This window comes from Actinomadura sp. NPDC049382 (assembly GCF_040677125.1).
GTDB classification, from domain to species: Bacteria; Actinomycetota; Actinomycetes; order Streptosporangiales; family Streptosporangiaceae; genus Spirillospora; species Spirillospora geliboluensis.
This window is the reverse complement of the sequence record NZ_JBFARO010000043.1, coordinates 13,945-26,010: the sequence shown is the minus strand read 5'-3', so window position 1 is coordinate 26,010 and position 12,066 is coordinate 13,945. Positions and strand designations below refer to the sequence as shown.

The window sequence follows — 12,066 nt, the reverse complement described above, 5'->3', positions numbered from 1 at the left end:
AGGGAGTGCGCGTGAATTATGCGAAAAGGCCGCCGTCCCATCCCGTATACCAGCGATTGCTGGCACTCGACGGAGATTCCATCGCGCTCGAAAAGATGGGGCACATTCCATTCCGGCCGATGGACGGCGCGGGCCTGCAGGACGTGGTCGACTCCTTCGCCGCCGGCTACAACGCCGCCCTCGCCCGGCGCTCCGGCCCGCTCGACCTCGCGGACGTCCCGCACCCCATGCGCGGTTTCGCCTACGAGGGCGCGGCCATGAGCCGCACGCTCCTCGACCTCGTGACCCTGACCGGCGGCCGGCGGCTGGCCGGGCTGCTCGCCGGGCCGGGCCGCCGCTACTTCCACCTGATCACCGTCGGCGCGGGCTGGGCGTTCGCCCGGCTGCGCGTACGGCCCTGGCGCGGGATCGGCGGCGCGCCCGCGCCGCAGCGCTGGCTGGCCTGGGACGGCTGGGGCTTCCACCAGGCGTACTTCCACCCCGGCCGGGTGTTCGGCGAGAAGTGGATCGAGCGGGCCGCGCGCGGCGCCGCCCGGCCCGTCCGCGACCAGGGCGCCGGCCGCGCCCTGTGGTTCCACGCGGGCGCCGACCCCGAGCGCGTCGCGCGCACCGTCGCGGGCTTCCCCGCCGAGCGGCGCCCCGACCTGTGGGCGGGCGTCGGCCTCGCCGCCGCCTACACCGGCGTCCGCACCCCCGATGAGCTGGCGGTCCTCGGGGAGGCCGCCGCGGAGCACCGCGCCCACCTCGCGCAGGGCGCGGCGTTCGCCGCCAAGGCGCACCTGCTGTCGGGCCGCGTCCCCGAACGCAGCGAGGCCGCCGTGGCCGTGCTGTGCGGCACCGGCTCCGGCGAGGCCGCGGGCTGGACCGACGCCCGCCTCGTCCAGGCCGCCCGGTACGGCGACGGCATCGCCGCCTACCAGCACTGGCGCGCCGGGGTCCGCGCCGAATGGGCCGCCCGCGACCGCAGCGGCGGGGTGGTCGCGTGATCTCCCTGCTGCGCTCCCGGCTGGTGCAGATCTGCTCCCTCGCCCTGATCCTGGCGGCCTGGCAGCTCGCGGGCCTCCCCGGCGCCTCCGGCACCGAGAAGGCGCGGCTGGCGCAGCCGTTCGCCTTCGACCGGGCCGCGCTGAACGGCACCGAGATGCCGCGCCAGGTCCGCGCGGTCGCCCCCGCCTACCGGCACATCCGGCACTGGATCTCCGCCGTCGGCGCCGCCGTGGCGGTCGCCGACATCGACGGCAACGGACGTCCCGACGACGTCTGCCTGGTCGACCCCCGCGACGACTCGGTGCGGCTGCTCCCCGCTCCCGGCACCGGGGCGCGGATGGCGCCGCGGACGCTCGTCCCCACCGGGCTGCCCTTCGACGCGACGATGGCGCCGACCGTCTGCACCCCCGGCGACTTCAACGAGGACGGCCGCACCGACGTGATGGTCTCCTACTGGGGCCGCTCGCCCGTGCTGTTCCTGCGCACCCCGGCCGCGCTCGGCGACCCCGCCGCCTTCCGCCCGCAGGAGCTCGTCTCGCCCCGCCAGGTGTGGAGCACCGACGCGGTGTCGGTCGCGGACGTGGACGGCGACGGCCACGACGACGTGATCGTGGGCAACTACTTCCCGGACGGCGCACGCGTGCTGGACACGGGCGCGCGCCAGTCGCAGCTGGTCATGCAGCGGTCGATGTCGGCCGCCTACAACGGCGGCACGAACCGGGTCCTGCTGTGGCGCGCCGGGCAGGGCGGGGACCGCCCGTCCGCCTCGTTCACCGACGTGCCGGACCCGTTCTCCGGCCCCGTCGCGCACGGCTGGACGCTGGCGACCGGCACGCAGGACCTCGACGGCGACGGGCTCCCGGAGGTCTACCTCGCCAACGACTTCGGCCCCGACCGGCTGCTGCGCAACCGCTCCACGCCCGGACACGTGCGGTTCCGCGTCGAGACGGGCGTCCGGCACCTGACCACCCCGAAGTCGAAGGTGCTCGGCAAGGACTCCTTCAAGGGCATGGGGGTGGCCTTCTCCGACCTGAACCGCGACGGCGTCCCCGACCTCGTCGTCTCCAACATCACCGAGACGTACGGGCTGCTGGAGAGCAACTTCGTCTGGATGAGCCGCGACAAGAAGATCTTCAACGGCGGCAAGGCGGCCTACGACGACCACAGCGAACCGCTCGGCCTGTCCCGGTCGGGCTGGGGCTGGGACGTCAAGGTCGGCGACTTCGCCGGCGACGGCGACCCCGAGATCGTCCAGGCGACCGGGTTCATCAAGGGCCGCACGGACCGCTGGCCCCAGCTGCAGGAACTCGCCATGACCAACGACGACCTGCTGACGAACCCCGGCGCGTGGCCGCACTTCAAGCCCGGCGAGGACGACGTCTCCGGCGGCGACCAGGACCCGTTCTTCGTGCGCGGGACCGACGGCCGCTACCACGACGTCGCCGAGCGGCTCGGGCTGAACGACGACAGCGTGGGACGTGCGATCGGCCTGGCCGACATCGACCACGACGGCCGGCTCGACTTCGCCGTCGCCAACCAGTGGGGCCAGTCCTACCTGTACCGCAACACCCGGACCGGCCGCCCGCCCTACCTCGGGCTGCGGCTGGTGGAGCCCGCGGGCGGCTGCGCCGGGGGCAGGACCGCCGGGCGGGCCGCCGCCGGCGCTCCGACCACGCCGGCGATCGGCGCCGCGGCCGTGCTCGGCGACGGCGCGCGGGGGACGCGCACCGGCCAGGTCTACCCCGCCAACGGGCACGGCGGCTATTCGGCGGCGGAGCTGCTGTTCGGGCTGGCCCCCGGCAGCTCCGCCGTATCCACCACGCTGACCTGGCGCGACGCCTGCGGCACGCGGCACACCGGCGAGGTCCGGCTGGCGCCCGGCTGGCACACCCTGCGGCTCGACGCCGCCGGCACGATTCAGGAGGTGACCCGGTGAACCCCGCCACCACCGCGCCCTCGGCCGCCCCGGCGGCCGGGCGCGCCAAGGACCCGCGCGTCATCGCGCTGCGCCGGTTCGCGCTGTCGATCACGGTGTTCACGATCCTCGGGCACACCGTCCTCGGCTTCGAGCAGGCGTACGCGACGCCGCTCGCCGCGCTCGCCGCGGCCTATGTGCTGGAGATCGGCCTGGAGACGCTGGACGCCTGGGCGACGGGGCGTCCGCGCAAGTTCGCCGCGAACGCCAGGTCGGTGGCGGAGTTCCTGCTGCCCGCGCACATCACGGCGCTCGCCTGCGCGATGCTGCTGTACCCCAACAGCCGCCTGTGGCCGGTCGTGCTGGCCGTGACGGTCGGCATCACGTCCAAGTACCTGATCCGCGTGCGGGTCGGCGGGCGCGTCCGGCACGTGATGAACCCGTCCAACCTCGGCATCGCCGTGGTCCTCGTGCTGTTCCCGTGGGTCGGCATCGCGCCGCCCTACCAGTTCACCGAGTGGGTCGCGGGCCCGGTCGACTGGCTGATCCCGGCGCTGATCCTGGCCTCGGGGACGATGCTCAACGCGATGCTCACCAAGAAGATGCCGCTGATCCTGGCGTGGGTGGGCGGGTTCGCGCTCCAGGCGCTGGTGCGGACCTGGATCGAGGGCACCGCGACGCCCAGCGCCCTGCTCGCGATGACCGGCGTCGCGTTCGTGCTGTTCACCAACTACATGATCACCGACCCGGGGACGACGCCGTTCCGGCCGCGCGGGCAGATCTACTTCGGGCTGGCCACCGCCGGGGCGTACGGCGTGCTGGTCGCCTTCCACGTCGTCTACGGGCTGTTCTTCGCGCTGGTCGCGGTGTGCGGGCTCCGTGCGATCGGGCTCGCGGCGCTGTCGCTGCGGAACCGCCGGTCCGCGTCCGGGACGGGGGAGCCGGGCACCGGATCCGGGCCCGCCGCGTCGCAGCCCGCCGCCCGTCCGGCCGGGGCGAAGCCCGCCGCTCCGGCGGCCGGGACCGTGCGGCTGACGACCGCCGAGGAGACGCGATGACCGCGGCGCGCCCCGCCGCGCCCGCCATCGCGATCGTGGGGGCGGGCTGCCGGTACCCCGACGCCGCCGGGCCCGCCCGCATGTGGGAGATGGTCGTGGCCGGACGGCGCGCGTTCCGCCCGCTGCCGCCCGAGCGGCTGAACCTGGCCGACTACGCGGGCGACGGCCCCGACTCCACCTACGTCCGGCACGCGGCGGTCCTGGAGGACTGGTCCTTCGACCGGGCCCGCCACCGGGTCCCCGGCGCCGCCTACCGCGCCGCCGACCCGACCCACTGGCTGGCGCTGGAGGTGGCCGCCGAGACGCTGGCGTCCGCGGGCTTCCCCGATGCCTCCGGGCTGGACGGCGACCGCGCCGGGGTCATCCTCGGCGACACGCTGACCGGCGAGTTCAGCCGCGCCGCGCTGCTGCGGATGCGGTGGCCCTACGTCCGGCGGACCGTCCAGGACGCGCTCGCCGCCACCCCCGGGCTGCCCGCGGACGCGGTGGGGGAGCTGCTGGCCCGGCTGGAGCACGGCTTCAAGGAGCCGTTCCCCGAGCCGACCGACGAGAGCCTGGTCGGCGGCCTCGCCAACGCCATCGCCGGGCGGGTGTGCAACCACTTCGACCTGCGCGGCGGCGGCTACACCGTGGACGGCGCCTGCTCGTCCTCGCTGCTGGCCGTGACGGCGGCGTGCACGGCGCTGTGCGACGGCGACCTGGACTTCGCGCTCGCGGGCGGCGTGGACCTCAGCCTCGACCCGTTCGAGCTGGTCGGGTTCGCGCGGCTGGGCGCCCTCGCGACCGACCGGATGCGCGTCTACGACGCCGACCCGACCGGGTTCCTGCCGGGCGAGGGCTGCGGCATGGTCGCGCTGATGCGCGCCGACGACGCCGCGGCCGCGGGCCGGACGCCGCTCGCGCTGATCCGCGGCTGGGGGATCTCCTCCGACGGGAGCGGCGGCCTCACCCGCCCCGAACGGGACGGGCAGCTGCTGGCCATGCGCCGCGCCTACGCCCGCGCCGGCATCGACCCCGCGACCGTCACCCTGTTCGAGGGGCACGGCACCGGCACCGCCGTCGGCGACCGCGCCGAACTGGCCGCGCTCACCGAACTCCTCGCCGGGCGCACCGGCCCGCCCGCCGTGCTCGGCTCGGTCAAGGCCAACATCGGGCACACCAAGGCCGCCGCCGGGGCCGCCGGGCTGATCAAGGCGGCGCTCGCGCTGCACCACCGGGTGCTGCCGCCGACCGTCGGCTGCGAGCAGCGGCACGAACTGCTCCGCGCGCCCGGCGCGCCGCTGCGGGTGCTCGCCGAGGCCGCGCCCTGGCCGGACGCCCCCGTCCGCGCCGCCGTCAGCGCCATGGGCTTCGGCGGCATCAACACCCACCTGGTGCTGGAGGCCGCCGATTCCGTCGCCGGCGCACCCCGGGAGCTGACCGTCCGGGAGCGGCGGCTCGCGCGGCGCGCCCCCGACGCCGAGGTGTTCGCCTTCGCCGCCGACACCCCGGCCGACCTCGCATCGACCCTGCGGCGCGTCGCCGCCCGCGCGGCCCGGATGTCGGCGGCCGAGCACCTCGACCTGGCCGCCGCCCTCGCCGAGAACTCCGCGCACGCGGGCGCGCCGGTCCGCGCGGCGATCGTCGCCCGCGACCCGGCGCAACTCGCCGACCGGGCCCGGGCGGCGGCACGCCACGCCGATGCGGCGGGACGTCCCGGGACGCCAGTCGCGCCCGGGGTCTACCTGGGCACGGGACCGGCGGCACGGGTCGGCCTGCTCTTCCCCGGCCAGGGCGCCCCCGTCCACCCGGACGCCGGGGCGCTGGCCCTCCTCATGCCCGACCTGGCGACGACCGCCCCTGCTCGTCCCACCGCGTCCGGTGGGTCCGATACGGCGCTGGTGCAGCCCGCCGTGCTGCGGGCCTCGCTCACCGGGCTCGCGCTGCTCGACCGGCTCGGCGTCGTCGCGGCCGCGGCCGCCGGGCACAGCCTCGGCGAGATCACCGCGCTCTGCTGGGCGGGCGCGCTGACCCCGGAGCGGGCGCGCGAGCTGGTCGCCGCGCGCGGCCGGATCATGGCCGGCACCGGGACGTCCGGCACCGGCATGGTCACCGTCGCCGCGCCGCCGGACGCGGTCCGCGACCTCATCGCCGGGACCGGCCTCGCCATCGCCGCCGACAACGGCGCCGCGCAGGTCGTCGGGGGCTCGCGCGCCGACCTCGCCGAGCTGCTGCGGCGGGCGGGCGCGGCGGGCGTCACGGCCCAGCGGCTGGAGGTCAGCCACGCCTTCCACACCGCCGCCGTCGCCGCCGCGGCCGGTCCGCTGGCGGACGTGCTGCGCGGCATCCCCGTCGGGCCGCCCCGGCGGCGGGTCCACTCGACCGTCACCGGGGCCGTCCTCACCGGCCGCGACGACCTGCGCGCCCTGCTGGTGCGGCAGATCACCGAGCCGGTCCGGTTCCGGGAGGCGCTCGACGGCCTCGCCGCCGACTGCGACCTCATCGTCGAGTGCGGGCCCGGGCACATGCTCACCGCGCTCGCCCAGACCGCCCCCGGCGGCGTGCCTGCGCTCCCGCTCGACGTCGGCGCCGCGTCCGCCGCGCCCGCCGCCGCGGTCATCGCCGCGCTGTTCGCCGCGGGCGCCGCGGGCGGCCTCAAGCCGCTGTTCGCCGACCGCTTCCACCGCCCGTTCGCCCTGGACCGCGAACCGGTGTTCCTGTCGAGCCCGTGCGAGACGGCCCCCGACCTTCCGGCCCCGCCGGCGAAGGCCGCCGCCGTCCCCGAGCCCGTCGCGGAGCCCGCCGAGGCGGTCGCGTCTGACCCTCTGACCGTGGTCCGCGATCTGGTCTCCGCCGCGCTGGAACTGCCCGCCGACGCCATCGGAGACGACGACGGCCTCCTCCAGGACCTGCACCTGAACTCGCTGCGCGTCACCCAGCTCGCCTCGCTCGCCGCCGAGCGGTGCGGCCGCGCGGTGACCGCCGCCCCGCCGCCGCTGGCGGGGATGACCGTCACCGAGCTGGCGGCGGCGATCGAGGCGCTCCCGAAGGCCGCCGACCCGGACGCGCCCGGCGGACCGCCCACCGGCGTCGCCGAATGGCACCGCGTGCTGGCCGCCGGCACCCGCCCGGCCGTCCTGCCGGGGACGCGGTGGGACGGCGGCTGGCACGTCCGCGGCACCGGGCCGCTGCGCGCGCTCGTCGAGCCGCTGCTGGTGCACGGCTCCGGACCGTCCGTCCAGACGGTGTTCTTCCTGCCCGCCGACCCCGGCGACGAGGTGATCGGCGACCTGCTGTCGGCCGCCGCCGAGGCCGTGCACGCGGCGGAACCCCTGACGATCGTCGACCACGGCGACACCGCCGCCGGCCTCCTCGGCGCCCTGGCCGCCGAGCATCCCGACCGCGACCTGCGCCGGATCGCCGCCCCCGAGGCGAGCCCCCGCGCGGTGCTCGCGGCGGCGGTGACCGCCTCCTGGACCGGCGCCGCCGAACTGGCCATGACCCCGGACGGGCGCATCGGCGAACCCGTCCACCACCCCGTCCGGCTGGACGATGCGGGCCCGCCCCTGGCCCCCGGCGACGTCCTGCTGGTGACGGGCGGCGGCCGCGGCATCGGGCTGGAGACGGCGGCGTACCTGTCCGGCCGCTGGAACGTTCGCCTGGCGCTGATCGGCCGCGCCCGCCCCGGCGACGACCCCGAACTCGCGGCGAACCTCGCCCGTCTGGAGGCCGCCGGCGCGACCGTCCGCTACGAGCCCGCCGACGTCACCGACCCGGCGGCGCTGCGGGCCGCCGTCGGCAGGCTCACCGAGGCCCTCGGCCCGGTCCGCGGCGTGGTGCACGCCAGCGGCGTCAACCGTCCCGCCCGGTTCACCGACCTCGGCCCCGCCGACTTCGCCGCGCACGCCGCGCCCAAGCACCACGGGCTGCGCGCGCTGCTGGCCGCCCTGGACCCGGCCGGGCTGCGGCTGCTGCTCACCTTCGGCTCGGTGATCGGCCGGTTCGGCCTGGCGGGGGAGGCCCACTACGCCCTCGCGAACGGGCGGCTGCGGGAGTACGCCCGGCTGCTGGCGGACGAACTGCCCGGCTGCCGCGTCCGCAACATCGACTGGACGGCCTGGAGCGGCACCGGCATGGGCGAGCGGCTCGACGTCCTCGCCGCCCTGGAACGCACCGGCGTGGTGCCGCTGCCCACCGCGTCCGGCGTCCTGCTCGCCGCGCGGATAGCCGAGTCGGAACGGGCGCCCGCCAGCGTCCTCGCGACCGGCCGCCTGCCCCAGCTCGACACGCCGTCCGGCGCCCCGTGGCGGGTGCGGACCCACACGCCCGGCATCGAGCTGATCGCCGAGACCGATCTGGACCTCTCGAACCGGCCCTGGCTGGACGACCACCGCATCGACGGCCTCGCCGTCCTGCCCGCGGTCGCCGCGCTGGAACTGATGGCGCGGGCCGCCGCCGTCCTCACCGGCGAGGAGCACACCGCCGTCGCCGACGCGAACTTCGACCGCCCGATCGTCGTCCCGGACGAAGGCTCCCGCACCGTGCGGATCTGCGCCCTCACCCTGGAGGACGGCGGCGTCCGGGTCGCGCTCCGCACCGACGAGACCGGATTCGCGGCCGACCACTTCACCGCGACCGTCGTCCCGGCCGGCATCCCGCCCAAGGTCGAACCCGTCGCCACCGAACCGGAACCGCACGACGGCCGGGCCCTGTACGGATCGCTGTTCTTCCACGGCCCGCGCTTCCAGCGCCTCGTCCGCTACACGCGGCTGGCCGCCACCGGATGCACCGCCGAGTTGTCGGCCTCCCCGCCCCAGGACGACCTCTTGGGCGACACCATCCGCAATGATGCGTCGATCCACGTCCTGCAGGCGTGCGTGCCGCACCGGCGCCTCCTCCCGATCGGCTGCGACCGGTTCGCCGTGCACGGCCCCGGCGAGGGCACCCTCACCCTGGACGCGGTGGAACGCGCCCACCACGGCCCCGACTACACCTACGACGTCGTCCTGCGCGACGAGACAGGGCGTCCCGTGCTGAGCTGGACGGGCCTGCGCTTGCGCGACGTGGGCCCGCTCCGCTTCGCCGACGGCCTCCCGCCGGTCCTCGTCGAGCCGTACCTGCGCCGCAACCTGGCCGCCCTGATGCCCGCTGCTGAAGACATCACCATCGTCCGGGACGACGGCGCCGGACCGCACGTCCCGTGGACCGACCAGGCCGTCCACCTCGCGAAACTGACCGACGAACCCGACGACCTCGTCCTGCGCCGCCTCCGCGCCGTGCGCGCCTGCCTGCCCGGCGACGTCACCGTCCAGGAGGTCTACGAGGACGGCTGGGTCACCCTCCGGGCGGGCGGGCGCCCCGTCGTCTCCGCACTGCTCACCATCGCCGGCCACCGCACCCCGTTGGCGATCGCCGCCGCACCCCGGACGGAGAGATGAACCCCTATTACGAATACGAGCACCGGGTGACCTTCGCCGAGACCAACGTCGTCGGCAACGTCTACTTCACCGCGCACCTGACCTGGCAGGGCGCCTGCCGCGAACTGTTCCTGGCCGACCGGGCCCCCGGCGTCCTGCAGCGCCTGCGCGACGACCTCGCCCTGGTGACCGTCTCCTGCTCCTGCGACTACGTCACCGAACTCCACGCCCTCGACCGCATCTCGGTGCGGATGAGCCTCGCCGGAATCGAGGACAACCGCATCACCATGGCGTTCGGCTACTACCGCACAGGCGCGGGCCCCGCCCTCCTCGCCGCCCGGGGCCGCCAGACGATCGCCTGCATGACCCGGACCCCGGACGGCCTGCATCCCACCGAAGTCCCAGAGGAATTCGCCGAAGCCCTACGCCCCTACGCTTCCCGATAGGTCACGCCTGGGAAAGCGCGTAGAGAATGAACAGGACGCAACAGACAGTCACCGCGCCCATGCCGACGAAGTAGACGCCCGCCTTGCGCCGCCGTCCGACCACCGCCGCAACGAGACCGGCGACCGGCGCGAGCGCGGCACCTCCGAGCCCGGCCCAGAGCAGCGCCACAGCCGCCGACCTTCCGACGACGTTGCCCGAAGCTTCGTCGACCAGGGCTAGGCCAATCGCGATGGCCAGGGGAAAGGCGAGCCACCACGAGGTCATGCCGACCACCACCCAGGACACGATCCGGGCGCTGCCAGTGCGCGTCCCGGCATGCGAGGGGTCAGCGGTCGACATGCCCGCATCCTAAGCGCCCTACTACCGCGAGCCGCTCTGCGTACGGCCTCAGCGGAACAGGAGCCGGCCCATGACGTCCTCGATCGTGCTGCGGGGATCGTCACCCGGCGCGTCCGTCCGCCAGCCGATAATGCGATCGGGCCTCACCAGCACAGCCCCACGGGACCCGACCCCGTAGACGTCCGCGAACCGCCCTTCCTTGTCGACGAGCGGACCAGTCGCGGCAACACAATGAGCCTTCAGCGGGACACCCCAAGCCGCGGCCACCGAAGCGGCGGCATCGCACCACTCCCGACCCTCCGCCCCCGCGAGCAGGACGAACCCGCCCCCGAAAAGATCAAGCGTCGAAACCGAGACCCCGTCCCGTTCGAGTGACAGATGCGGCGCCCGCGTACCGGCCCGTCCCGTAGGAACCCGAGGATCCTCAAGTGGCGCCCCCTCCGCAGCAGGCTCGACGACCCCCTCCGACCGGTAAACGGCGCCCAACTCGATGGACGCATCATCGAGCGCCTCCGCCAAATCGTCCTTCGGAAGGGAGGAATCCACCCTCAGCACGTACCGGGTGTACGCCTGCTCGACGGTCAACTGACAGACCGGCCTGCGCTCGGCGTCATAGGTGTCCAGGAGCCGCTCTCCAGCCGCCCCTCCATGCACCATGGCCAACTTCCAAGCGAGATTGTGCGCGTCGGCGATCCCTGTATTGCCGCCGAATCCGCCCGTCGGCGGCATGACGTGCGCGGCGTCCCCGACGAGCAGGACCCGCCGATCCCGGAACCGCTCGGCCGCGGCGGCCGCCGCACTCCACCTCTGCACATTGTCGATCTCGACGGGGAACTCGGCCCCGGCGCCGAGCGCCGTCCGCACAAGATCCGCGCACCGGGCGGCATCCACGTGTTCTCCGACATCGCTGTCCCGGGAGCCGTCCGGCCCGAAAGTGGCGAAGACGGCGAGAAACCCGGAGTCACCGCCAATTGCAAACCGGAAGAACCCCAGCAGTTCAGGGTGGTTGACGTACACCACGCTCAGGTTGCGCTCCCCGAGCATCTCCCGGACGTCGGCCTTGAAGTAGATGGTGACGCAGTCGGCGAACCCGCCACGCCCCACCATGTCGATCCCCAGCCGCTCTCGCACGGCACTGTGCGCACCATCGGCCGCGACGAGATACTCCGACCGCACGGTCCGTTCCGTTCCACGGTCACATGACCGTATGACGGACGTGACGCCCTCGTCGTCTTGCTCGAAGCCGACAAGCTCAGTACCGAAGCAGTGCTCGGCCCCCAGCTCCCGCGCCCGGTCCCGCAGCAGCGGCTCCAGCCCGATCTGGGTGATGAACAGCCGCGAGGTCGGGCTGAGCCCCTCGACCCCGTCGTTGTACGACCGGTAGAAGTACTGCAGCTCCTTACCGCTCAGGCTCTCGACGGCGATGATCGCCCCGTTCTGAACGAACTCCCGCTCGGCCGCGTCATCGACGGCCTCCTGCATGCCGACGCTGCGGTAGACCTCCATCGTTCCCTGGTGGAACGAGGCCGCCCGGGGGTGGATCGCCGTCCCCCGGTGCTGCTCGACCAGCATGTGCGGCACGCCGCGCGCCGCCAGCAGCAGCGAGGTGGTCAGCCCGACAAGGCTGCCTCCCGCGATGAGAACCGGAACCTCGTGATCGGCCATGGGGATTCCATCCCTCCCGTCGCCGGCGTGGGGTGGGAGCCCTGCTCTCCGACTGAGACCAGTCATCGCCCTGCCGCGTTTCCAGGATCGTACACCTGTCCGCACAGCGGACAAGGTCATCCTCCAACCCACCCCGACCACACCCACCGGTGGGTCGATTGACGACGCCCCGGGCGGGGCCCTCTGGGGCGCGCTCCCTCGCGCACTGGAGCCAGACGTCTCATGGACCACAGCGGCACTCTCCGGTCTGGCCTTCGCC

At 74.8% G+C, this 12,066-nt stretch carries 7 protein-coding genes; 5 read left to right on the top strand and 2 right to left on the bottom strand.

From position 1 onward, the window contains the following. Window positions 1–5: 5 nt before the first annotated feature. Genes AB0K34_RS24325 through AB0K34_RS24305 form a run of 5 tightly spaced genes read left to right on the top strand, consistent with a single transcriptional unit; the run spans window position 6 to window position 9,802 of the window. Window positions 6–986, top strand: coding sequence for a DUF1702 family protein (locus AB0K34_RS24325; protein ID WP_364550995.1), 981 nt, complete (start codon window positions 6–8; stop codon window positions 984–986). Beyond that, window positions 983–2,923 (top strand): VCBS repeat-containing protein, encoded by a 1,941-nt coding sequence (locus AB0K34_RS24320; protein WP_301176222.1) that lies wholly within the window; start codon window positions 983–985, stop codon window positions 2,921–2,923. Before AB0K34_RS24325 ends, AB0K34_RS24320 begins: the two co-directional genes overlap by 4 nt. After that, window positions 2,920–3,960, top strand: a complete 1,041-nt coding sequence (locus AB0K34_RS24315) for an RnfABCDGE type electron transport complex subunit D (RefSeq protein WP_301176223.1) — start codon at window positions 2,920–2,922, stop codon at window positions 3,958–3,960. Before AB0K34_RS24320 ends, AB0K34_RS24315 begins: the two co-directional genes overlap by 4 nt. Beyond that, on the top strand, window positions 3,957–9,377 hold the full coding sequence (locus AB0K34_RS24310) for an SDR family NAD(P)-dependent oxidoreductase (RefSeq protein ID WP_364550993.1): 5,421 nt from the start codon (window positions 3,957–3,959) through the stop codon (window positions 9,375–9,377). The genes AB0K34_RS24315 and AB0K34_RS24310 overlap by 4 nt, the downstream gene beginning before the upstream one ends. Continuing rightward, a complete protein-coding gene (locus tag AB0K34_RS24305) occupies window positions 9,374–9,802 on the top strand; it encodes an acyl-CoA thioesterase (protein ID WP_364550991.1) in 429 nt (142 codons plus the stop codon). The genes AB0K34_RS24310 and AB0K34_RS24305 overlap by 4 nt, the downstream gene beginning before the upstream one ends. Window position 9,803: 1 nt before the next feature. Here the strand turns inward: AB0K34_RS24305 and AB0K34_RS24300 are convergent, their stop codons facing one another. Next, the gene (locus AB0K34_RS24300) at window positions 9,804–10,142 is read right to left on the bottom strand and encodes a hypothetical protein (RefSeq protein WP_364550989.1); all 339 of its coding nucleotides are present in this window, start codon (window positions 10,140–10,142) and stop codon (window positions 9,804–9,806) included. 48 nt (window positions 10,143–10,190) lie between these two features. Then, window positions 10,191–11,807: an FAD-dependent monooxygenase gene (locus AB0K34_RS24295; RefSeq protein ID WP_364550987.1), complete on the bottom strand. Its 1,617-nt coding sequence runs from the start codon at window positions 11,805–11,807 to the stop codon at window positions 10,191–10,193. Between the last annotated feature and the right edge of the window lie 259 nt (window positions 11,808–12,066).

Coding starts and splice junctions, on each gene's coding strand:
- AB0K34_RS24295 (WP_364550987.1), bottom strand. CDS start 11,807: ATGGCCGATCACGAGGTTCCGGTTCTCATCGCGGGAGGCAGCCTTGTC.
- AB0K34_RS24310 (WP_364550993.1), top strand. CDS start 3,957: ATGACCGCGGCGCGCCCCGCCGCGCCCGCCATCGCGATCGTGGGGGCG.
- AB0K34_RS24305 (WP_364550991.1), top strand. CDS start 9,374: ATGAACCCCTATTACGAATACGAGCACCGGGTGACCTTCGCCGAGACC.
- AB0K34_RS24300 (WP_364550989.1), bottom strand. CDS start 10,142: ATGTCGACCGCTGACCCCTCGCATGCCGGGACGCGCACTGGCAGCGCC.